The sequence below is a fragment of the Proteiniphilum propionicum genome (assembly GCF_022267555.1).
GTDB classification, from domain to species: Bacteria; Bacteroidota; Bacteroidia; order Bacteroidales; family Dysgonomonadaceae; genus Proteiniphilum; species Proteiniphilum propionicum.
On record NZ_CP073586.1, the window covers coordinates 1,213,070 to 1,235,095 of the forward strand.

General features: G+C 41.1%; 20 protein-coding genes and 1 tRNA gene. 12 read left to right on the forward strand and 9 right to left on the reverse strand.

Translation table 11 applies throughout. The annotated features are described in order from the left end of the window. Window positions 1-21: 21 nt before the first annotated feature. Window positions 22-95 (reverse strand) — tRNA-Arg (locus KDN43_RS04685). Between the two features lie 365 nt (window positions 96-460). On the opposite strand from KDN43_RS04685, the gene rplM reads away from it, so the two are divergent. The 4 genes from rplM to tsf all read left to right on the forward strand — a co-directional run bounded on the left by rplM (window position 461) and on the right by tsf (window position 3,229). Continuing rightward, on the forward strand, window positions 461-916 hold the full coding sequence (gene rplM / locus KDN43_RS04690) for a 50S ribosomal protein L13 (RefSeq protein WP_238868521.1): 456 nt from the start codon (window positions 461-463) through the stop codon (window positions 914-916). Window positions 917-921: 5 nt separating this feature from the next. After that, window positions 922-1,308 carry a 30S ribosomal protein S9 gene (gene rpsI, locus KDN43_RS04695; protein WP_238868522.1) on the forward strand — a complete coding sequence of 129 codons (387 nt, stop codon included), beginning with the start codon at window positions 922-924 and terminating at the stop codon, window positions 1,306-1,308. Window positions 1,309-1,510: 202 nt separating this feature from the next. Beyond that, on the forward strand, window positions 1,511-2,368 hold the full coding sequence (gene rpsB, locus KDN43_RS04700; RefSeq protein ID WP_238868523.1) for a 30S ribosomal protein S2: 858 nt from the start codon (window positions 1,511-1,513) through the stop codon (window positions 2,366-2,368). Between the two features lie 39 nt (window positions 2,369-2,407). Further along, the gene (gene tsf, locus KDN43_RS04705) at window positions 2,408-3,229 is read left to right on the forward strand and encodes a translation elongation factor Ts (protein ID WP_238868524.1); all 822 of its coding nucleotides are present in this window, start codon (window positions 2,408-2,410) and stop codon (window positions 3,227-3,229) included. A 58-nt stretch (window positions 3,230-3,287) separates the two neighbouring features. On the opposite strand, the gene KDN43_RS04710 is transcribed toward tsf, so the two are convergent. The 3 genes from KDN43_RS04710 to KDN43_RS04720 all read right to left on the reverse strand — a co-directional run bounded on the left by KDN43_RS04710 (window position 3,288) and on the right by KDN43_RS04720 (window position 5,833). After that, window positions 3,288-3,929, reverse strand: coding sequence for a 4'-phosphopantetheinyl transferase family protein (locus KDN43_RS04710; RefSeq protein ID WP_238868525.1), 642 nt, complete (start codon window positions 3,927-3,929; stop codon window positions 3,288-3,290). A gap of 35 nt (window positions 3,930-3,964) precedes the next feature. Continuing rightward, a complete protein-coding gene (gldE, locus tag KDN43_RS04715; protein ID WP_238868526.1) occupies window positions 3,965-5,296 on the reverse strand; it encodes a gliding motility-associated protein GldE in 1,332 nt (443 codons plus the stop codon). 93 nt (window positions 5,297-5,389) lie between these two features. Beyond that, window positions 5,390-5,833 carry a single-stranded DNA-binding protein gene (locus tag KDN43_RS04720; protein WP_238868527.1) on the reverse strand — a complete coding sequence of 148 codons (444 nt, stop codon included), beginning with the start codon at window positions 5,831-5,833 and terminating at the stop codon, window positions 5,390-5,392. A gap of 584 nt (window positions 5,834-6,417) precedes the next feature. Here KDN43_RS04720 and KDN43_RS04725 point away from each other — a divergent pair. After that, window positions 6,418-6,699, forward strand: a complete 282-nt coding sequence (locus tag KDN43_RS04725) for an HU family DNA-binding protein (RefSeq protein ID WP_238868528.1) — start codon at window positions 6,418-6,420, stop codon at window positions 6,697-6,699. A gap of 289 nt (window positions 6,700-6,988) precedes the next feature. After that, window positions 6,989-8,557 (forward strand): Rne/Rng family ribonuclease, encoded by a 1,569-nt coding sequence (locus KDN43_RS04730; protein WP_238868529.1) that lies wholly within the window; start codon window positions 6,989-6,991, stop codon window positions 8,555-8,557. Between the two features lie 75 nt (window positions 8,558-8,632). Here the strand turns inward: KDN43_RS04730 and priA are convergent, their stop codons facing one another. The 5 genes from priA to KDN43_RS04755 form a co-directional block, all read right to left on the reverse strand. Further along, the gene (priA, locus tag KDN43_RS04735; protein WP_238868530.1) at window positions 8,633-10,870 is read right to left on the reverse strand and encodes a replication restart helicase PriA; all 2,238 of its coding nucleotides are present in this window, start codon (window positions 10,868-10,870) and stop codon (window positions 8,633-8,635) included. Window positions 10,871-10,873: 3 nt separating this feature from the next. After that, window positions 10,874-11,509 carry an outer membrane beta-barrel protein gene (locus KDN43_RS04740; protein ID WP_238868531.1) on the reverse strand — a complete coding sequence of 212 codons (636 nt, stop codon included), beginning with the start codon at window positions 11,507-11,509 and terminating at the stop codon, window positions 10,874-10,876. A 269-nt stretch (window positions 11,510-11,778) separates the two neighbouring features. Further along, window positions 11,779-12,534, reverse strand: coding sequence for a succinate dehydrogenase/fumarate reductase iron-sulfur subunit (locus KDN43_RS04745; protein ID WP_238868532.1), 756 nt, complete (start codon window positions 12,532-12,534; stop codon window positions 11,779-11,781). 41 nt (window positions 12,535-12,575) lie between these two features. Next, a complete protein-coding gene (locus tag KDN43_RS04750; protein ID WP_238868533.1) occupies window positions 12,576-14,519 on the reverse strand; it encodes a fumarate reductase/succinate dehydrogenase flavoprotein subunit in 1,944 nt (647 codons plus the stop codon). A gap of 18 nt (window positions 14,520-14,537) precedes the next feature. Next, on the reverse strand, window positions 14,538-15,212 hold the full coding sequence (locus KDN43_RS04755; protein WP_238868534.1) for a succinate dehydrogenase/fumarate reductase cytochrome b subunit: 675 nt from the start codon (window positions 15,210-15,212) through the stop codon (window positions 14,538-14,540). A gap of 427 nt (window positions 15,213-15,639) precedes the next feature. Between KDN43_RS04755 and trpS the strand changes: the two genes are divergently transcribed. The 6 genes from trpS (at window position 15,640) to KDN43_RS04785 (ending at window position 21,875) form a co-directional block, all read left to right on the forward strand. Then, complete coding sequence (gene trpS / locus KDN43_RS04760) at window positions 15,640-16,629, forward strand: tryptophan--tRNA ligase (protein ID WP_238868535.1); 990 nt, start codon at window positions 15,640-15,642, stop codon at window positions 16,627-16,629. A gap of 146 nt (window positions 16,630-16,775) precedes the next feature. After that, window positions 16,776-18,116, forward strand: a complete 1,341-nt coding sequence (gene mgtE / locus KDN43_RS04765) for a magnesium transporter (RefSeq protein ID WP_238868536.1) — start codon at window positions 16,776-16,778, stop codon at window positions 18,114-18,116. Window positions 18,117-18,297: 181 nt separating this feature from the next. Next, window positions 18,298-19,197 carry a DUF2156 domain-containing protein gene (locus KDN43_RS04770; protein ID WP_238868537.1) on the forward strand — a complete coding sequence of 300 codons (900 nt, stop codon included), beginning with the start codon at window positions 18,298-18,300 and terminating at the stop codon, window positions 19,195-19,197. 60 nt (window positions 19,198-19,257) lie between these two features. Next, on the forward strand, window positions 19,258-20,133 hold the full coding sequence (locus KDN43_RS04775) for a GNAT family N-acetyltransferase (RefSeq protein ID WP_238868538.1): 876 nt from the start codon (window positions 19,258-19,260) through the stop codon (window positions 20,131-20,133). Window positions 20,134-20,195: 62 nt separating this feature from the next. After that, window positions 20,196-20,807 carry an RNA polymerase sigma-70 factor gene (locus KDN43_RS04780; protein ID WP_238868539.1) on the forward strand — a complete coding sequence of 204 codons (612 nt, stop codon included), beginning with the start codon at window positions 20,196-20,198 and terminating at the stop codon, window positions 20,805-20,807. Window positions 20,808-20,894: 87 nt separating this feature from the next. Then, window positions 20,895-21,875: a FecR family protein gene (locus KDN43_RS04785; RefSeq protein WP_238868540.1), complete on the forward strand. Its 981-nt coding sequence runs from the start codon at window positions 20,895-20,897 to the stop codon at window positions 21,873-21,875. Window positions 21,876-22,026 lie beyond the last annotated feature (151 nt).

Here is a 22,026-nt window from a genome sequence, read left to right on the forward strand (position 1 = left end):
TAAGTGTTTGATAATGAGTTGTGACTCCGACAGGATTCAAACCTGTAACCTTCTGATCCGTAGTCAGATGCTCTATTCAGTTAAGCTACGGAGCCGTTATTTGTGGGTGCAAAGATACACTATTTTTATAAACCGGCAAAAAACACCTGCTATATTTTTTTAAAAAATGACCAAAAAATAACAGTAAATCATAATTCAGGTAGGTGATTTTTCTTCTTACTTACTGATAAAATTCAGTGTCAAAAGCATTGAAAAAATTTTTTTTCCCCAGAAAAGAAAATCACATCAAATGCTTTGTTAATATTCTGAATTATTGTAACTTTGCAGTCCGATTATTAGTTTTTTTCAATTAAGAGTTTGATTTAAAGCTTTTTATTTGCCTTTATGTCCCTTAGCAAGACAAAGCGGGAAGCGATGGAAATCAACAACACATTAATTTACAAATTAAAAATCAACAAAAGTGGATACACTAAGTTATAAGACTATTTCTGTAAATAAGGAAACTGCACAGAAAGAATGGGTTGAGATTGATGCCACAGGACAGCAATTAGGGCGTTTATGTTCTAAAGTAGCCAAATTGCTGAGGGGTAAGTATAAAGCAAGCTTCACTCCGCACGTTGATTGTGGCGACAATGTGATTATAGTTAATGCCGACAAAGTGGAGCTCTCGGGAAGCAAGTGGACTGACCGTATCTATTTACGCTATTCAGGCTATCCCGGAGGTCAGAAGGAGTATACTCCTGCCGATTTAATGGCAAAGAGCCCCGACAGACTTTTCAGAAAAGTGGTGAAAGGAATGCTTCCTAAGAACAAATTAAGTGATGCTATTTTGAATAACATGTTTGTTTATGCAGGAGAAGAGCATCCGCATCAGGCACAGAAACCCAAAAAATTAGATATTAATACTCTTAAATAATAAAGATGGAAGCAGTAAATGCAATAGGAAGGCGCAAAGCAGCAGTGGCACGTGTCTTTGTAACCGAAGGTACAGGCAAGATCGTTATAAACAAACGCGACCTGGAAAGTTATTTTCCCTCTTCTATCCTTCAGTATATAGTAAAACAGCCGTTGAACAAGCTGAACGTGCTCGATCAGTACGACATCAGAATAAACCTTGATGGTGGCGGTTGCAAAGGACAATCAGAGGCAGCCAGATTAGGAATTGCACGCGCTTTGGTGAAGATAAATCCCGAAGATAAACAGGCCTTGAGAGCTGAAGGGTTCATGACACGCGATCCACGTGTGGTTGAACGTAAAAAACCGGGACAACCAAAAGCAAGAAAGAGATTCCAATTCTCGAAACGTTAATTATTGGTTTTCAGTTCCGCTTATTTTCCACATCTTCAGGCAAAATTTTCGGATGAACAGATAAAAGCAGCCGCTAGGCTGCTACGTTTAGTATCTAAATCGTAAGGACGTTATCTGGCACGTTATTATAAGTTGAGCGGATAATTTACCTTACGGTTCGGTTTGGAAAAAGAATGTAAACGAATTATTTAAAACAACAAACATGGCAAAATTAGAATTTGACCAACTTCTTGAAGCCGGAGCACACTTCGGGCACTTAAAAAGAAAATGGAATCCTGCGATGGCTCCCTATATTTTCATGGAGCGCAACGGAATCCATATTATTGACCTTTACAAAACTATAGCGAAAGCTGAGGAAGCTGCCGCTGCACTTAAACAGATTGCAAAATCTGGAAAGAAAATCCTTTTTGTAGCAACAAAAAAACAGGCTAAGCCTGTGATCGAGGAAAAAGCCCAGGGCGTGAACATGCCTTACGTTATTGAGCGCTGGCCGGGAGGAATGTTGACCAACTTTCCTACTATACGGAAAGCGGTGAAAAAAATGGGTAATATTGATAAGATGATCAAGGACGGTACGTTCGATACCCTTTCAAAACGTGAAAAGCTGCAGATAACCCGCCAGCGTGCAAAACTTGAGAAAACTCTGGGTTCGATCCAGGATCTTACACGTCTACCTTCAGCACTTCTTGTAGTGGATGTGATGAAAGAACAGATAGCAGTGAAAGAGGCTGAACGTTTGGGGATACCGGTTTTTGCCATCGTGGATACCAATTCAAACCCGACAAATATAGATTTTGTTATTCCTGCAAATGATGATGCTGCAAAAGCTGTGGATATGATTATTGGGTTCCTATGTGAGTCAATAAAAGAGGGCCTTGATGAGCGTAAGATTGAAAAAGCTGATGCAGCTGCTGCTGAAGAACAGGATGAAGAGGCTCCTCAGCGCAGGGAACGCAAGTCAAAAGCCGCCAAGAAAGAACGTGTGAAGAAAGAAGACACGGAAGCGATGAAGGCAGCAGTGGTAAGTAAATATGCGACAGACGAAGACGTTGACGTATAAATAACAGAAATAAAACATTACAAATATAATATAAAGTATATGGCAGTTTCAATGGCAGATATCCAGCATTTGCGCAAGATGACAGGAGCGGGAATGATGGATTGCAAAAATGCACTTAACGAAGCGAACGGAGATTTCGACAAAGCGATGGAGATAATCCGTAAAAAGGGGCAGGCAGTTGCTGCAAAACGTGAGGATCGCGAAGCATCGGAAGGTTGCGTATTAGCAAGGGCTGAAGGAGATTTCGCGGCTGTGGTTGCACTACAATGCGAGACAGATTTTGTTGCAAAAAATGAGGAGTTTGTTGCATTAACCGGTCAGATTCTTGATGCAGCAATCGAACACAAACCTAAAACCCTGGAACAACTTCTTTCTCTGGAACTTTCCAATGGTACCGTTTCACAACTTATTACCGATAAAATAGGTGCCACAGGTGAAAAAATGGAGTTGGGTTATTATGAACATATTACTGCTCCATATGTAACATCATATATTCATATGGGTAATAAATTGGCTACCATTGTTGGATTTAATAAAGTCAATGTTGATAAACAAGTAGCCAAAGATGTGGCAATGCAGGTGGCTGCTATGAGCCCTATTGCCGTTACAGCTGAAGAGATACCCGCTGATATTAAAGAGAAAGAACTGGAAATAGCCCGCGAAAAAGCCCGTGAAGCAGGTAAGCCTGAAAATTTACTGGACAGGATTGCCGAGGGTGCATTGCAGAAATTCTATAAAGAATCTACACTTCTTCAGCAGGAATATGTTAAGGATTCTAAGAAAAATATTGAACAGTTCTTGAAGGAAAATGATAAAGAGCTAACAGTGACTTTGTTCAAAAGAGTGTCACTTACAGTTTAATTAATTTTCATAGTTGCTATATAGGCTAAAGCGCTCCGGAAATTTCCAGGGCGCTTTTTTATTCCGGGTTGTTTCCGGCTATCCAGGTAAGAACGTATTCAGCGTGCACCTCGTAATGAATATTAAAAGTCTGTGACAGACCTGTTTTTGACTCAGTAGCCTCTATAACACCCTCCACGGCTGGCGTAAAAGGGTGTATGCGAAAATGTTGTTTAAAGTCAATACCCTCTTCGTTGATAAGCTTAAACAGACTCTCTTTTGCAGACCAGTGCAGTAGCTGATGAACCGTTTTCTGTGAAGGGTCAATGAATTCATCTTCTGAAATGAATTTTGAAGCTATCTTTTTCACCCTTTCTGAACGTGTTTCTATATCAATTCCAACCGGAGCTGTTTCATGGAGCAGGATTGCTGCATAATTTTTCGTATGTGAGATGCTTATGTAATGGGTGCCATCTTCAAGATATGGTTTACCGTCTTTACGGTTATAGATTATTTTCTCTTCACCTAAAAGTACCAAAAGCATTATACGAGAGGAGAGCCATTCTATAGAACGACTTTCGGAGCGAATACCTTCTATATATTCAATTGCTTCGTAGCGGAGATGCTCCGGGAAGAGCAGCAACAGCTCTTCACGCGATTCATCCATTTTCCAGATACCAAGAAGGCACCCGGTCTGGGTATATTCTCTTCTTATAAGCATAAAAGATACGTTATGTGGGGCTTATGCACAAGCAATTAATCTGTTTTCTTGATTTTAGGCGGAATATAACGCACTTTAGTTATGCGTTTTTTACTCATCTCTTCTGCCAGAAAGGTGTGTTTCTTGAATATGAAGCTCTCTTTTCTTTTTGGAAAATCACCCTTCAACTCCAGTAATAATCCGGCAAGAGTGCCCACCTCTTCAGCCATCTCCTCAAAATCCTTTTCGGGCAGGCCAGTGATTTTTATGAATTCCTCCAAAGGAGTTTTACCCTCGAAAATATATGAACCATCAGCCGCAATAGTGTATAAACGAAGCTCCTCGTCGTACTCGTCGCTTATATCGCCAACAATCTCTTCAAGAATATCTTCCATTGTAACAAGACCAGACGTGCCACCATATTCATCAACCACCACAGCCATATGTATCTTGCTCGAACGGAACTCCTCAAGGAGGTCGTCTATACGCTTAGTCCCCGGGACAAAGTATGCGGAACGAATAAGTGACTGCCACCTGAAATTGTTGGGTTTTCCCAAATGTGGCAACAGATCTTTCACATAAAGAATACCTTTGATATTATCCGGATTTTCATCAAACACCGGAATACGGGAGAAACCGGCATCAACAATAAAGTCGATTACCTCTTTAAAGGGAGTTTGCAAATCTATAGCTATCATATCGCCCCTGGAGACTAAAATATCGTCAACAGTTTTGTCCTTGAAGCGGATTATTCCTTCGAGCATCTCTTTTTCCTGATCCCTGGTAATGTCATTCGATGTAATTTCAAGCGCCTTTGAAAGATCATCTACAGATATCTCATGCTTCCATCGCTTTGAAGAAGGACTTATTGCCGAAGTGCTCTTAACGAGCAGGGAAGATGCAGGGCTCATCAACCTGTTTATAAAGTAAATAAAATATACGTTGTTGGAAGCAAAACGTAGAGGGTTGTGTGAAGCGTACAGTTTTGGCAGGATATTTACAAAAAGCAAAACCACACAAATGGAAATAATTACCTCAAGTAAAAGAGTCTCAACAACATCTCCCCCGAAAAAAGGCAATCTGTTCAATAGATATATAATAAGCACTGTAATGCTTACATTCAGCAAATTATATGCAATAACAATTGAGGCTGAAAGTTTTTCCGGTTTTCTAAGAAGGTTGGATATGCTGATTTTTTTTGGTTCATCAGAGGTGTGAATATCATCGGAGAAGTTTCTTTCAACCGTGAAAAAGGCAACTTCAGATCCTGAAATAATTGCATTTGAGATAATAAACAGGAGGAGGAGCGCTGTTAAGATATAATCGGACAGGACAGGTACGAAAGCCTGCAAGTTAATATATTGAAACGATAAAGGGTCAGGATCCAAGTTGCAATTTTTTAGTGAAACAAAAGAATGTTCTACCTCTTCTTTTGAAAATCAGACGCTAAAACATTCTTTCGCAAAATTACGATCTTTTATTTAGAATGGCAAATCATCCACTTCGGAAATATCACCCGGTTCTCCGGAGGTGTCGGTTGAATTTGAAAAATCTTGTTTGCCTCCGGTATTTTCACTCTCTCCGCCACCCGATCTGCGGCTTAGCAACTCCAGGTTATCAGCAACAATTTCGGTGATATATCTCTTCACACCGTTCTGGTCGTCATACGAGCGGGAACGGATTTTCCCTTCGATGTAAAGCAACGTTCCCTTTTTCACAAATTTTTCCGCAACCTGAGCCAATCCTCTCCAACAAACAATGTTGTGCCATTCAGTACGTTCAGGTACCTGAGTACCCCCTGAAGTTGTGTAACCTCTTTCACTGGTCGCCAGCGAGAAGTTCGCCTTTGCAACGTCGTTGTCAAAATACTTGATTTCAGGGTCCTTTCCTACATTTCCTACTAAGATAACTTTGTTCACTGACATAACTTTATATTTTTGGTTTAAGAATAGTTCACGCTATAAAAACAAAATTAATCATAATTTTGCAATTGGCAATGAGAATTTTCAAATAGTTTCATGATAATTATTCAATTAATCCCTACAAAGAACATAAGAAAACAGGGTTTATGCAAATTTGTTGATTTTTAAGGGTGTTTGCATGCCGTGTGTATGTTTACCGGGAAATATTACGCTCTCTACCCTCATCCTTATCATAATCGGTTACAGAAAAAAGGTGGCAATAATCCTGTAAATCGCCGCATTTTCTTCTCACCCTGTATTGTAATTCTGAGTCGACATGTTTTTGGTGTTGCTTTACTCCTTTTGGAAAAGGACTCACCCTGATTATTGGCTGATGGCGGCAATTGAATGCGATTCTGAATTTACATAGTCAAGTCGTTTAGTTACAAAACGAATGTATAGAGTATATTTATCCGCAAAATATTGGAAAATCTGAAAATTTTCCAATATTTATTTTACGCCTTAAGAAAAAAGCTATATATTTGCAGTCCAAAATTTTACTAACCAATCAACTGTATTATTATTTAATATTTAAAAATATAATAAAAATGACTAAAGCAGACATTGTTAATGAGATTGCAAAGAAGACTGGCGTTGATAAAGCATCGGTCCTGGCAACTGTAGAATCTTTTATGGAAGTGGTTAAAGATTCTTTGGCAAGCAACGAAAACGTGTATTTGAGAGGATTTGGCAGCTTCATTGTAAAAAGGAGAGCCCAGAAAACAGCACGTAATATTTCCAAAAATACGACTATCATCATTCCCGAACATAATATACCCGCTTTCAAGCCTGCAAAAACATTTGTTGCCCAGGTAAAAGAAGCTAAATAACTTAAATAATAAGGAGAAATAAATATGCCAAGCGGAAAAAAAAGGAAAAGGCATAAGATGTCTGTTCACAAGCGTAAAAAAAGACTTAGAAAAAATAGACACAAAAAGAGAAAATAGGAACTTAGTGCTTTTTTTACAAATATTTACAGGAACAAACTTAAAAGAAAACCACCAGGAAGTTAAGTTTGTTCTTTGTATATAAAAGAGGGAGAAGGTTCTGGTGAGAACCTGCTTTCTGTTGTGAAGACAGAAGCCCAATATATTATATAAACATTTAAAACGAACAATTGTGACAAGCGAACTTGTTGTAGATGTTCAACCCAAAGAAATTACCATTGCAGTTCTCGAAGACAAGAAACTGGTAGAACTTCAGCAAGAGAGTCAAGACAGCTCTTTCTCGGTTGGAAACATTTACATGGGCAAAGTAAAAAAACTTATGCCCGCCCTGAACGCAGCATTTGTGAATGTGGGACACAAAAAGGACGCTTTTCTTCACTATTTGGATTTAGGGGTTGAATTCAACTCTATTCTGAATTTTCAGAAACAGGTTGAAGACAAGAAAAAGATTCCGCAGCTCCAGAAGATGAAGCTGCAACCCGATATCGACAAAGAGGGCTCAATATCGGATATCCTGAAAGTGGGACAGGAAATATTGGTTCAAGTAGCCAAAGAACCTATCTCAACTAAAGGACCGAGACTAACGGCTGAAATCTCTTTCGCGGGACGGTTCATGGTGTTGATTCCGTTTATTAACCGTGTATCGGTATCGCAAAAAATTAAGTCGCGCGAAGAACGCGCCCGGCTCAGACAGCTGGTGCATAGCATCAAGCCCAAGAACTTCGGGGTGATTATACGCACCAATGCCGAAGGCAAGCGGGTTGCTGATCTCGATGCCGAACTGAAAGTACTGGTCAAACGATGGGAAGACAACATCGGCAAAATGCTGAAAGTCAAGACTCCTTCACTCATTTATGAGGAGACAGGACGTACAGTAGCACTTTTGCGCGATATATTTAATCCATCTTTCGAACAGATTCACGTCAATGACAGGGGCGTGTCTAAGCAGATTGCCGATTATGTAAGTATTATTGCGCCCGACCGGAAAAATATTGTAAAAGATTATACCGGCTCGTTGCCAATCTTCGATAATTTCGGCATTACAAAACAGGTCAAATCGCTCTTTGGAAAAACTGTTACTTTTAAAAATGGTGCCTACCTGATTATTGAACATACCGAGGCACTGCACGTGATCGATGTTAACAGCGGAAATCGCAATAAATCAAAACTCGGTCAGGAAGACAGTGCTTATGAGGTGAATTTAGCTGCAGCGGAAGAGATTGCACGGCAGCTTCGTTTACGTGATATGGGAGGCATCATTGTTATCGACTTCATCGACATGAACAAGGGAGAGCATCGCAACAAGCTTCTTTCCAGGATGCAGGAGTTGATGGCAAATGACAGAGCAAAACATAACATTTTGCCATTGAGTAAGTTCGGGTTAATGCAGATAACACGTCAGCGTGTACGGCCCGAAATGGAAGTTACCACAAGCGAAGTTTGCCCTACTTGCTTTGGTAAAGGAAAAATAAAATCATCGATTCTTTTTACTGACACCCTTGAGAGGAAGATCGATTATTTGGTAAACAATCTAAAAGTGAAGAAATTCAGTCTGCACATACATCCTTATGTTGCAGCATATGTTCAGCAAGGCCTCATTTCGTTGAAGTACAAATGGAGAAAAAAATACAATGTGGGAATGAAAGTTATACCCGACCAGAAACTCGGATTCCTGCAATATGTTTTTTATGACAAGGACGGAGATGAAATAGACCTTAAAGAAGAAATTGAAATGAAATAATGTCTCGTGAGAACGAGGCTTATAACAGAAGTAAAAACCGGATAGCAGTATGCAATTCCGGTTTTTTTCATCATTCTACAAAGGGTCCACATCGTAATACAATATAGAGTATTTAAATTCCTGTTCTTCTCTCAAAAGTTTTTCTGCATTATTCAGTGTATCGCGTACCCGTTTCGGCGACAATCCGGCTTCCAATTTAAGAACTGTTTCGCGTATATGGTACATTTGGATCCGGCTTACTATTGGTTTGTTGGGGCCGAGAACACGCTCCTGCAAAGATTGTTTCAAATAGCTGGTAAAAAAGGCTGACGCTTTTTCAACTATTTTCTCATTTCTGTGTTTGAATATAATGCAAATTATCCTGGAGTAGGGCGGATAGTTGAACAGTTTTCTCTCGGTAAGCTGTGACCTGAAAAATGATTCGTAATCGTTATTAAGGAGGTAGCGGTAAATAGGTTGTCCAGGGTGGGCACTCTGAATTATCACCAGACCCTGTTTGTTTTTACGCCCGGCACGGCCTGCAGCCTGCATCATCAGCTGGAATCCTCTTTCGTGCGAACGAAAATCGGGGTAGTTGAGCAGGGAGTCGGCAGAGATAATTCCAACAACATTCACATTGTCAAAATCTAATCCCTTTGATAACATTTGAGTCCCGACTAAAATATCGATTTGTTTTTCCTCAAAACCTTTGATAATTCGTTCGTAAGAATCTTTTCCGCGGGTTGTATCCATATCCATCCTTGCAACAACAGCTCCAGGGAAAAGCTGGTTCACCTCTTCTTCAAGCTGCTCTGTCCCCTGGCCAAGCGGCTTCAAGCTTTTCTCTCCGCAATTAAGGCATTCTGATGGAACTGGGTATGAGGTGTTGCAATAGTGACATACCAGACGGTTGCTCAATTTGTGATAGGTAAGCGATACATCACAACGTGTACACTTGGGTGTCCATGCACAAAGTTTGCATTCAATCAGTGAGGCAAAACCTCGTCGGTTGCGAAATAGAATTACCTGCCCGCCATTATCAAGTGCATTGTTTATCTGTTTGATCAAATCCGGTGCAAGCAGCGATTTCATTTTCCTTTTCATTCGCAGCTCTTTTGTATTCTGTATATCAATTTCAGGTAAATGAACAGAGTTGAATCGCTCTTTTATTGTCACCAGCCCATATTTACCGGTCATGGCGTTATAGTATGATTCTATAGATGGGGTTGCTGATCCCAATACTGTTTTGGCCTCGTATATATGTGCCAGCATGATTGCTGTATCACGTGCATGATAACGGGGAGAAGGATCCTGCTGTTTGTAACCTGTTTCATGCTCCTCGTCCACAATTACAAGCCCTAAGCGTTGAAAAGGGAGAAAAAGGGAGGATCTTGCACCCAGGATAATCATATAGGGATCTTCCGAGAGCATCTTTTGCCAGATCTCCGTACGCTCGTTATCATTTATTTTGGAGTGATAGATACCTATCTTATTACCGAAAACCGATTTTAATCGCTGCGTAAGCTGTGCAGTAAGAGCTATTTCCGGTAACAGATAGAGTGTTTGTTCTCCTTTAGCCGTAAACTGGTCTATGAGATGAATATATATCTCTGTCTTTCCGCTTGAAGTAACTCCATGTAAAAGACATGTTTGTTTTGAGTTAAAGCAGTTATTAAGTTCGTTTAGTGCTTTTTGTTGAAGTTCGCTTAACGGATAAGCTTTCCGTAAAGGCATGTTCTCATTTACTATACGCCCTTTCTCCATATCGAATGTTTCTAATATCTGCTTTTGCAGCAATCCGTTGAGCACCGAGGGGGAAAAGGAAGAAAAGCCTGAAATCTCTTTTCTGCTGATACTATCCCTTTTGTTTTCCGAAAGAAAAAGGGAGATCTCATCCAGGAGAGCTTGCTGTTTTTTTGCTCTTCCAATTATTCCGGGTAACGATTTGACATTCAGCGAGGAATGCAAACGAATAAAGGACTCTGTCCTTGGTTTAAAACCAGGTTTAAGATCCGCCGGGATCATAGGCGAGGGGAGAGCGGCTTTATAAACATCTCCAGGAGAAGAGAGATAATAAAAAGAGATCCATTCCCATAACTTCAGTTGATGCTCATTCACAACAGGGTGTGAATCGATAAGGGAATGGATCTCCCTGATTGCCATATTTTGAGGGGCTTTACTGTGAATATTTGAAACTATGCCGGTGTAATACTTCCTTTTGCCAAAAGGTACAATCACCCTGAATCCTTTCCCAATCTTGTTTTGCATATCTGCTGGAATGGCATAAGTGAACATGCCGGGAAGTGGGAGCGGAAGTATCAGATCAGCAAACATATATCAGAAATAGATTGAACCTGTAATATTCCAGGAGTTTGTTTTGCCGTTAAGAGGATCTCTCCAGTTAGGTTTATCAAGCGAGTAATTGTCGGTCAGCTGAACTCTGTAGTTCACCCCCACCTGTATCATTCTTAGCACTTCAACACCAAGGGCAATATTGGTTCCTGCACAGAAACCTTTAGCCTTTATATTATCAGCTGTTTCTTCAATATTTATTTTATCACCATGGATAAGATATCCGGCATATGGCCCTGCTGCGGCAAACAGCCTTATCGGGAGCAAGCCTGCTCCAAATTTCAACTTTGCATTTACCGGCATCATAAGATAACGGTTTGATATATCTTTTACTTCATTTGTACCGGTAAGATTGGAGACAGTCATGCGGTTATCGTTATATACAAGTGAGGCATCTATACCAAGCTTGGCAGTTGCCAGCGGAAGAAGCATGGCTTCAAATGATGGGCCAATACTGTATGATGTCATATTTTCGACCTTCAGAGCGGAAGTGCTGAAATTAGGATTATTCAATCCCACGTCTGCTTTTACACCGAACCTAATCTGTGAAAAAACTGGCAAGTTCATCATTGACAGTAATATTACTGTTAGGCTGTTATGAATGATATTCTTTGGTTTCATACTATTATTTAAATTTTTAGTTAGATGGATATAACTGTTTTTAATTATCTATTTGGATTATAATGATTTTATGTCCGTTCCAAACTTCTATTTTTTTGCAAAAAAATTATTCATAGATTGTATTAAAAAAGATATATTTATATCTATGATAATAGTTAAACAAAAAAAATCGGGATAAGGTTGTTAAAGAATCATTAAAAACCTTATAAAAAAGCGTTCCAACTCTTCAAAAAGAGAAGAAACGCTTTCTCACTATAGTTTCGTACCTATCAATCTTTGAACTTAGCTTTCAAAAATTCTCTGTTCAACCGTGCAATATTGGTGATGGAGATATTTTTCGGGCATTCCACCTCACATGCACCGGTATTTGTGCAGTTACCGAAGCCCAGCTCATCCATTTTGGCTACCATTGATTTGGCTCTTCTGGCAGCTTCCACTCGTCCCTGAGGCAACAGGGCAAGCTGGCTTACCTTTGCCGAAACGAAAAGCATTGCCGACCCATTTTTACAAGCTGCCACACAGGCACCGCAACCAATGCAGGCTGCAGCATCCATTGCCATCTCGGCATCGTCTCTTGGGATAGGAATAGCATTAGCATCGGGAATACCTCCCGTGTTTACGGATACGTAACCCCCTGCCTGCATTATCTTATCGAAAGCAGACCTGTCGACCATCAAATCCTTTATGATAGGGAAAGCGGCAGAGCGCCATGGCTCAACTGTGATGGTATCTCCGTCGTTGAACCGCCGCATATGAAGTTGACAGGTTGTAATACCCTGATCGGGCCCGTGAGGATGACCGTTGATATACAGGCTGCACATTCCGCAAATGCCTTCACGGCAGTCATGATCAAAAACTACAGGCTCCTTTCCTTCGTTGATGAGTTGTTCGTTAAGGATATCCAGCATTTCGAGGAAAGAGCTTCCCTGAGAGATATTTTCCAGGGGGTAGGTCTCAAAATGTCCCTTCTCTTTCGGTCCGTTCTGACGCCAAACTTTTACTTTTATATTGATATCTTTATCCATGATCGTTGTTTTTTTAAGTTTACTCGTTATTCATCAACTGATTAAGATTTGTAGTTTCTTTGCTGACGAACCACAAATTCGTATTCCAGCGGTTCCTTGTACATCACCGGATCCTTTTCCTCTCCCTGGTATTCCCAACAGGAAACGTAAGAGAACTTGTCGTCGTGACGCAACGCTTCACCCTCTTCTGTCTGGTGTTCAATACGAAAATGGCCGCCGCACGACTCTTCACGGTCGAGGGCATCGTGAGCCATAAGTTCTCCAATCTCAATGAAATCTGCAAGCCTCAGTGCCTTTTCGAGTTCTACGTTAAGCGTCTCTTTGTTACCGGGAATACGTAGGTTGGTCCAGAAGTCCTTCTTGAGTTCTTTCAGTTTCTCAATAGCCTTTTTCAGGCCCTCTGCATCTCGTCCCATTCCCACGAAATCCCACATGATGTGGCCCAGTTTTTTGTGAATATGATCTACGGAATGTTTTCCCCTGATATTCATCAACCGGTCAAGCTTGTTGTTAATTTCTTTTTCTGCCTTATCGAATTCCGGATCATCAGTCTTGAAGTGCGGAATATTGATCTGATCTGCCAGATAATTCTGTATGGTATAAGGAAGCACAAAGTATCCGTCGGCCAGTCCCTGCATAAGAGCCGAAGCGCCCAGGCGGTTTGCACCATGGTCTGAGAAGTTGGCTTCGCCAATGGCGAAAAGGCCGGGGATGGTGGTCATCAGTTCATAATCTACCCATATACCGCCCATAGTGTAGTGGATGGCAGGATAGATCATCATAGGAGTTTCATAGGGGTTATCGTCAACAATCTTTTCGTACATCTGGAACAGGTTCCCGTAACGGGCTTCCACCACATCTTTTCCGAGTCGGCCGATAGCTTCTGCGAAATCGAGATAAACAGCCAGACCTGTTGACCCGACACCAAAACCTGCATCGCAGCGTTCTTTGGCTGCTCTCGATGCCACGTCACGCGGCACAAGGTTCCCAAATGCCGGATAGCGCCGTTCAAGATAGTAGTCGCGATCCTCCTCTTTCAGGTCGGTTGGGTTCAGTTTCCCTTCACGAATTGCCTTGGCGTCTTCCAGCTTTTTGGGTACCCAGATGCGTCCGTCGTTACGCAACGATTCCGACATCAGTGTAAGTTTCGACTGGAACTCACCGTGTACCGGGATGCAGGTTGGGTGAATCTGAGCCATACATGGATTGGCAAAATAGGCGCCTTTCTTGTAGCACTGCCATGCAGCCGAACCGTTAGAGGTCATCGCGTTAGTGGAGAGGAAGAAGGTGTTTCCATATCCGCCGGTGGCTATCACCACTGCATGTGCGGCAAATCGTTCCAGTTTTCCGGTTACCAGGTTGCGGGCAATGATCCCGCGGGCACGGCCGTCGATTATGACAAGATCCACCATCTCATAACGTGTGTACAGTTTAACCTGTTTGTTGTGAACAGCGCGGCTCAATGCAGAATAGGCTCCTAAAAGCAGTTGCTGTCCGGTCTGTCCGCGGGCGTAGAATGTACGTGATACCTGTGCACCGCCAAAAGAGCGGTTAGCCAGTAATCCTCCATATTCACGGGCAAAGGGGACACCCTGTGCCACACATTGGTCGATAATACTGTTCGACACTTCTGCTAGACGGTAGACGTTGGCTTCGCGTGCACGATAGTCACCTCCCTTTATAGTGTCATAAAACAGACGGTAAACGGAGTCCCCGTCGTTAGGATAGTTCTTGGCCGCATTGATACCTCCCTGAGCGGCAATAGAGTGTGCACGGCGGGGAGAATCCTGTATGCAGAAGTTAAGTACGTTGAATCCCATTTCACCCAGCGATGCTGCAGCCGATGCACCTGCCAGTCCGGTACCTACGACAATAATGTCGAGCCGACGCTTATTAGCCGGATTAACCAGCTTCTGATTGTTCTTGTAGTTGGTCCACTTTTCAGCGAGAGCCCCCTTTGGTATTTTTGAGTCTATTTTATTCATAATATTCAAATTCTTTAGTTATCCTAATATGTTGGAGTATCCCAGATGAACGGCAATAGCCACGACAATAAAACCCAGAGAGATAATGGTGGAGAAGATATTGCCGATAACTTTTATTCGTTTCATCCAGACAGTGTTGTTCCAGCCAACGGTATGAAGTGCGCTCCAGAAACCGTGGGTCAGATGGAACCATAATGAGACGAAAGCGATTATGTATACAATTACAATCCAGAGATTGGAGAATACCTCCTCCACCAGTTGAGCGCCGTCGGTGCGGGCACCTTCGATCATGAGCAGTTCTTTATACTGCATCTGGTACCACATCTGATAAAGATGCAGGAAGAGGAAAAGCAGCACAAATAAACCCAGGACGAACATGTTTTTGGAGGACCAAGCTACGGGCGTTTTGCTGGACGATGCATATTTGTCACTTCCTCTGGCTTTTTGGTTTTGAAGCGTAAGTATAATTCCATAAGCAACATGAATCACAAAACCCAGAGCAATGATTGCAGTTCCCAATACTGCCCACCAGTTAGCACCAAGGATTTCATTGGCGATGAAATTATAGGCGTCATAGCTGAAGATGAGCACCAGGTTCATAGACATGTGAAAAAGCAGGAACAGAATCAGAAAAAGGCCGGAAATACTTTGTGTAAACTTCCGTCCGATAGATGATTTGATTAACCAACTCATAAAGTTTTTTTTTAATGATTATTTTATTTGTTATTTATACAACATTTGCATTTGTTGCGATCCTAGCTAAAAAAGTTCAAGTTAAATATTCATTCGTCAAGGCATAATCCAAGCTTACCTTTGATGTGCATAACACAATAATAGCCTGACTTTACTGAAAGTCAGAATTTATAATCGCATGAAACAAAGGTGCCCATTCAATATTTTGTAGTGTACCTGTTCAGCCTCTTTTCGTTGAATTTTTTTTTTAGATCACAAAAGTAGTACTTTTAAACATCAAAAAAGAACTATTTGCTGAATTTTTTCCTTAATAAGCCTGGCTTGAACGGTAATTAATGTTATAATGACAGCGTATAGTGTTGAATTTATTATCTCTGTTTGCCATTATTTTGTTATCTTTGCGCGTTTAAAAGAATTATTACAGATCATGGATATAGTTTTAAGCGGTATTCGATCAACCGGAAAATTACACTTGGGTAATTATTTTGGTGCTTTATGCAACTTTACCAGGATGCAGGAGGAAAACAAATGTTATTTCTTTATCGCCGACATACACTCTCTGACAACACATCCCGACCCCAAGATGCTGCATCAGAACGTAAAAAACGTGCTGGTGGACTACCTTGCGGCAGGAATCGATCCGGAAAAATCGGTGATTTATGTACAGAGCGATGTTCGTGAAACAATTGAGCTATATCTGTATCTGAACATGCACGCCTACATGGGGGAGCTGTCAAAAACAGCGTCGTTCAAAGAGAAAGCAAGGAAGCAACCCGATAATGTTAATGCGGGGCTTTTGACCTATCCCACATTAATGGCGGCAGATATACTTATTCACAATGCCGATAAGGTGCCGGTTGGAAAAGACCAGGAACAACATCTGGAGATGACACGACGCTTTGCCCGCCGGTTTAATAATTTCTACGGCGTGGAATATTTCAAAGAGCCGGTAGCTTATAATTTCGGGAAGAAACTGGTTAAGATACCGGGGCTGGATGGCAGCGGTAAAATGGGAAAGTCGGAGGGGAATGCAATATACCTTAGCGACACCCCTAAAGAGATTGAGAAGAAAGTTAAAAAAGCGCTTACTGATTCAGGGCCTTTAGAACCGAATTCTGTTAAGCCCGATTATATAGAAAATCTTTTTACAATACTCCGGGTTGTATCCACCGTAGAAGTGGTGCAACACTTTGAAGATCTGTGGAACAGTTGTCAAATAAGATATGGAGACCTGAAGAAACAGTTGGCTGCTGATATAATAAAAGTCACATCGCCCATTAGGGAGCGGATCCTGGAGATAAAAAATGATGATGCATATCTGAGAAAAGTAACTCTTGAAGGAGCGGAAAAAGCAAGAGAGAATGCACAGAAAACAATTGCAGATGTAAGAGAGATAGTAGGGTTTAAGAAGTTTTAATACCGGTAAACTCTGTTTTTGGCAGGCTTCACTGCCTTAAGGAAAATGCAACTTGTCGGGCAGACAAGCTGCAACCCTTTAACCAAGTGCTGCTGAAGCAGTTGATAATGCATGTAGTATTCATGTTCAGTTTAAAGGAGGTCGAGATGGATGAAAAATTAACACAATTCCGTAAACTAATTAAAGAGCAGTCATGGATTATTCTTAAGGAGGATCTGTTGACATTGGACAACCCTTCCATTGTATTTCTAATCGAACATAGCAGGGAGTTCGATTCAGCTGTTCTTTTCAGATTTTTACCGCGTGAAAAGGCTAAAGACGTCTTTCAGGAACTTTCACCGATGAAGCAGGGAGAGGTCATTTCTGATTTAGCCAATAATGCAGAAAAAGTAGCGGATCTGATGAATGATATGGATCCTGATGACCGTACTGCTTTTTTTGAAGAACTTCCCGGGCAGGTTGCACAGCGCTTTATGCAGATGCTAAGCCCGGAAAACCGTAGTATTGCTATTCAGCTGCTTGGCTACCCCGAAGACAGTATAGGCCGACTGATGACTCCGAAGTTTGTGGCTGTTAAATCTTTCTTCACTGTTGAACAGACATTGCAACATGTTCGCAAGTTTGGCAGAGATTCAGAAACCCTTGATGTTTTATATGTGGTAGATTATGAATGGAAACTTATTGATGATATCCTTATCCGCGATGTATTGGTTGCCGGCTCTGATGAACTGATAGAGAATTTAATCGGAGATAAGTGCCTGTGGCTAAGTGCTTATGACGATCAGGAGACAGCAGTCAAGGTCTTTAAGGATTATAACTGTACCGCACTTCCTGTAATAGATACAACGGGAACGCTATTGGGTATTGTTACTATTGACGATATTTTTGATGTTGCTGAACAAGAAGGGACGGAAGATTTTCATAAGTTCGGTGCAGTAAAAGATGCTGTAATCAGTCCACTGCATGCTTCAGTGCCATTTCTTTACAAGAAGCGCATCGTATGGCTAATGGCATTGGTTTTTGTTAATATTTTTTCGGGGGCAGCAATAGCACGTTTTGAAAATCTTATTGAGTCTGTTGTGTCTTTGGTCTTTTTCCTGCCCTTATTGATAGACAGTGCTGGAAATGCGGGATCTCAATCTGCTACGCTCATGATCAGGGCGCTTGCAGTAGGCGATGTGCAGCGAAGAGATTGGTTGAGGTTGCTGGGCAAAGAGTTTATTGTTGCATTGCTGCTAGGGGTAAGCATGGCCGTGGGTGTTACCATGGTGGCAAGCTGGCGCTCTCCTGAAATTATTCCGGTTGTTGCCCTTACAATGGTATTTACTGTTGTTGTGGGGAGTATGATCGGCATGCTTCTTCCGTTTTTGTTTACCCGCTTTAAGCTTGACCCGGCCACAGCGAGCGCTCCCTTGATTACGTCAATTGCCGACATATCCGGAGTTCTTATCTATTTTTCAATAGCCAAGTGGTTTTTGGGACTCTGAGTTAATAATTTTTTTATACTTTTACAGACCTGTTTACTATTTCAATTTTTGTTGCACTGTTTTAATTACATTGGACTATTTCTGTGTTTGGTAAGGCTTATCGTCTTGATCTGCCATTAATAAACGGAATAGTTATGTACTCATCATACTCAAAACAAGACAAAGAAAGCCATTTATATTTATGCTTACATTTAAAACAATAGAATTAAAGGATAGAGACATAATAAATTCATATCTCGAAAAACAAAATTACAGAGCTTCGGATTTATGTTTTACAAACCTGTTCACATGGGGAAAGAAGTTCAGCACACAATTCGCAGTAAGTGATAATCTGCTGTTTATTAGGTTTAGAGACAATAATAATCGCAACTCATACCTTAAGCCTGTTGGATTGGGAGACATTAAAAAGGGTATAGAAATAATCATAGATGATCATAAGCAGTTCGGTTCCGTTTTTCAGATTAGAGGTGTGACAAAAGAGATGATCAGAGAAATTGAAGAAGCGATGCCGGGAAGGTTCGAATATAACCTTAACAGAAGTGTTTCAGATTACATATACACCACCGAAAAACTGATACATCTTAAAGGGAAGAAGCTGCAAAGTAAACGTAATCATATCAACCGGTTTAAACGTGAAAATGAGTGGCAGTACAAATCACTTACAGGTAATCGTGTATTGGTAGAAGAGTGCAAAAGCATGCTTGACAAGTGGATGAAGATTAACGGTGAAGAGAAAGACCCCTCACTCGTATATGATGATTACGCAACGACACAGATGTTGTATAATTTTGAATATCTTAATTTGATGGGAGGGCTGATATGCGTGAACAGCGAAATTGTTGCCTTCAGCATTGGAGAGAAGCTTACACAAGACACTGTTGTAGTTCATGTGGAGAAAGCTTTTACAACCACTCACGGTGCATACAACATCATTAATCAGCAATTTGTCGAAAATGAGGCTTCAGAATTTACCTATGTGAATCGTGAAGAGGACATGGGGATTGATAATCTACGTCAGGCTAAGCTTTCCTATCAGCCTGATATTATTTTGGAAAAATACAACGCAAGATTCAAAAGCTAACTGTTTATCATACGTTATCTGCATTGCCTGATTAGGTTTCACCGTTATTTCGATTAAAACATGATTCAATTTGCCGACGATAATACAAAACAGCAGGTTTGGGATATGTGGAAAACCGTGTTCAACGATCCGGATGACTATATGGAGGTTTATTTTCGCTGGAAATACCTTAACGAGAATACGCTTATATATATTGAAGATGGCAAAGCTGTTTCCTCTCTGCAGATGTTGTCTTACCAGTTCACTTTTTGCGGGACGGAAATTCCTGCTATCTATCTTTCCGGTGTGTGTACCTTGCCTGAATACAGAGAAAAAGGGTATAGCCGGCAACTGCTGATAAAAAGTTTTGACGTCGCTGCCGGCAGGAATGTGCCAATCATCTTGCTTGTGCCTCAGGAAGAGTGGCTGTTGAGGTTTTATGACAAATTGGGTTTTGCCCGTACTTTTGACCCCGGAGCGGAGGCTTTGCCTTCTCTGAAAGAGTTGACGCAAAAATATCCGGGCGATCTGTACGCCGCATTCAGGGAGTTTGACTCTTTGTTCCGTCATAAAGATGTGACTGTTCAGAAGTCGTTCGATGATTTTTATGCCATGGTTGAGGAGGCGGCACTTTTCGGGTTCCCTCCCAAAAAAAACCTGATGGGTATGGCGCGAGTGATTGATGCACATAGACTGATCTCGATATTTGCCGAACGGTACCCGCAAACAGCGTTTTCTATATCTGTACGGGATGAACTGCTGAAAGTAAACAGTGCCTCTTTTACAGTTGTGGGAGGAGAAGCTAGGAGATACAGCCCTCCAGAAAAATCTCTCTTTCATGCAAATATCCGAAAATTGGCGCAATTGCTTTTCGGATATCACACTTTAGGGGATGAAGAGCCATTTAGTGCTGTTTTCCCTGAAAAAGTCCCTTCTATGAGCTATATGCTGGAGTGAAATTGAATATTTTAAAAAAATCTGATATTATTGTTGTATATTTATGGGTCAATAAAAGTTTTATGGATAATCATCAGTCTGATGCACACGATGTTCGCGAGAGAGCCCTTGTCTTCCGTCTTGTGAACAATGATGAAGAGGCTTTCAGTGAATTATATGCCAGCTACAAGGACCGGTTGATCTATTTTGCGATGAGATTTGTTAAATCAAGAGAATTTGCTGAAGATATTTTTCATGATGTGTTTTCGGTTATCTGGCAATCCCGTCATTTTATCAATCCGGAGTATTCTTTTTCATCTTATGTTTATACCATGGTAAAAAACAGGGTATTGAACATGTTGAGGGGAATAGAAAGTGAGAAGAGAGTCATGCAGGCAATTCTTTCGCAAGCTATCGATTACAATGACGACACAAGCCGGAACGTTCTGTATAATGAATTAAATGAAATTATTGAAAAAGCTATAAATCGTCTTACACCACGACAAAAAGAGATATTCCGGATGAGTAGAGAAGAGCATATGTCGCACCGTGAAATAGCTCAAAAACTGAACCTTTCCATATATACCGTGCAGGAACATATTACGCAGGCTTTAAAATCAATAAGATGCTTTTTGGCGAAATACCCCGGGAGTATGGCCGATCTGTTGTTGATCCTGATTTGTTTAAATATATAAAATTAAGTTAACAACACCCCTGCTTCTTTCGTCTGAAGTGTATTATAAGTATACAAGGATATATTTTAAACATCCTTTTGAATGTTCATGAAAGGGAATAAAGATAAAACAACAGTTATTCATCGTTTTCTGAATGGGACTTATACCGTAGACGAGGCTTACGCCTTTTTGGAGGAGAGTAATGATCCCGTCAATAAAGATATTATTGAGGAGGCTGCATTCAGCGTCTGGGAGGAATCGCAGTTCCTCGAAAAAACCGGGGACCCGCTGAATAAGGAATATAAAGAAGAAGCTTACACTATTTTAAAAGATATTGAGAAAAAGAAAAAAAGATCCCTAAAGCCTTTGTTTTTAGTGGCAGGAAGCATTGCAGCCGCAATAGCGGTCATCTTTTCCTTTTTTCGCCTATATGAGGGGGTTTCCCGTCAGGATATTTATTATGAATGCATTGAAACTACTTATGGGGAAAGGAAAGATATTACTTTACCGGATGGGTCAATGGTTACCCTCAATTCTTGTTCCCGGTTGCGTTATCCTGCAAAATTCACACAGCAGGCTCGTGAAGTGATGCTTCAGGGTGAGGCTTTTTTCGATGTTGCCAGGGATCCCGACCGGCAGTTTGTGGTGACTGCCGGGCAGTTTTGTGTGAAGGTCTTGGGCACGGCATTCAATATCAAGTCATACGATATGGATGAAATTACCTCCGTTAAGGTTGATAGAGGTAAGGTTCAGATTGAAATGCCGGAGGCAACCATGAGACTCTCTGCACAGGAACGGGTTGAGGTGAATTCCCTTAGGGGTACGATAAAAAAACATCAGGATCTATACGAGACGGCAGGCTGGAGAAAAGGGTGCCTCTATTTTGACGCTACTCCTATTCAGGACGTAGCCAGAGAGCTGGAGAGAGAATACAATTGTTCTATAGTCTTTCAGGAGGGACAGGAGTTTGATAACCTTATTTCAGGAGAGCACGACAATCAGAGTCTTGAGTCCGTTCTGCAGTCACTTGAGTATATTTCAGGAATCAAATACAATAAAGACAACTATCACATACTTTTATATAAATAACATATCAAAAAATAGATGCCTATGAATAAAACCTCAACAACTTAATTATTTCTTATTATATTAAAAAAGAGCAACCCTGTTCAGGGCTGCTCGGGATGATACTACAAAACAACCCTACTGTTTGCATCATATGGTTGTTTGTGGTAAATCA

Excerpts from the sequence above, each read along its gene's own strand:
- rpsI (WP_238868522.1), top strand. The coding sequence starts at position 922 with ATGGAAGCAGTAAATGCAATAGGAAGGCGCAAAGCAGCAGTGGCACGT.
- rpsB (WP_238868523.1), top strand. The coding sequence starts at position 1,511 with ATGGCAAAATTAGAATTTGACCAACTTCTTGAAGCCGGAGCACACTTC.
- tsf (WP_238868524.1), top strand. The coding sequence starts at position 2,408 with ATGGCAGTTTCAATGGCAGATATCCAGCATTTGCGCAAGATGACAGGA.
- KDN43_RS04710 (WP_238868525.1), bottom strand. The coding sequence starts at position 3,929 with ATGCTTATAAGAAGAGAATATACCCAGACCGGGTGCCTTCTTGGTATC.
- KDN43_RS04720 (WP_238868527.1), bottom strand. The coding sequence starts at position 5,833 with ATGTCAGTGAACAAAGTTATCTTAGTAGGAAATGTAGGAAAGGACCCT.
- KDN43_RS04725 (WP_238868528.1), top strand. The coding sequence starts at position 6,418 with ATGACTAAAGCAGACATTGTTAATGAGATTGCAAAGAAGACTGGCGTT.
- priA (WP_238868530.1), bottom strand. The coding sequence starts at position 10,870 with ATGTTTGCTGATCTGATACTTCCGCTCCCACTTCCCGGCATGTTCACT.
- KDN43_RS04740 (WP_238868531.1), bottom strand. The coding sequence starts at position 11,509 with ATGAAACCAAAGAATATCATTCATAACAGCCTAACAGTAATATTACTG.
- KDN43_RS04745 (WP_238868532.1), bottom strand. The coding sequence starts at position 12,534 with ATGGATAAAGATATCAATATAAAAGTAAAAGTTTGGCGTCAGAACGGA.
- KDN43_RS04750 (WP_238868533.1), bottom strand. The coding sequence starts at position 14,519 with ATGAATAAAATAGACTCAAAAATACCAAAGGGGGCTCTCGCTGAAAAG.
- KDN43_RS04755 (WP_238868534.1), bottom strand. The coding sequence starts at position 15,212 with ATGAGTTGGTTAATCAAATCATCTATCGGACGGAAGTTTACACAAAGT.
- trpS (WP_238868535.1), top strand. The coding sequence starts at position 15,640 with ATGGATATAGTTTTAAGCGGTATTCGATCAACCGGAAAATTACACTTG.
- mgtE (WP_238868536.1), top strand. The coding sequence starts at position 16,776 with ATGGATGAAAAATTAACACAATTCCGTAAACTAATTAAAGAGCAGTCA.
- KDN43_RS04770 (WP_238868537.1), top strand. The coding sequence starts at position 18,298 with ATGCTTACATTTAAAACAATAGAATTAAAGGATAGAGACATAATAAAT.
- KDN43_RS04775 (WP_238868538.1), top strand. The coding sequence starts at position 19,258 with ATGATTCAATTTGCCGACGATAATACAAAACAGCAGGTTTGGGATATG.
- KDN43_RS04780 (WP_238868539.1), top strand. The coding sequence starts at position 20,196 with ATGGATAATCATCAGTCTGATGCACACGATGTTCGCGAGAGAGCCCTT.
- KDN43_RS04785 (WP_238868540.1), top strand. The coding sequence starts at position 20,895 with ATGAAAGGGAATAAAGATAAAACAACAGTTATTCATCGTTTTCTGAAT.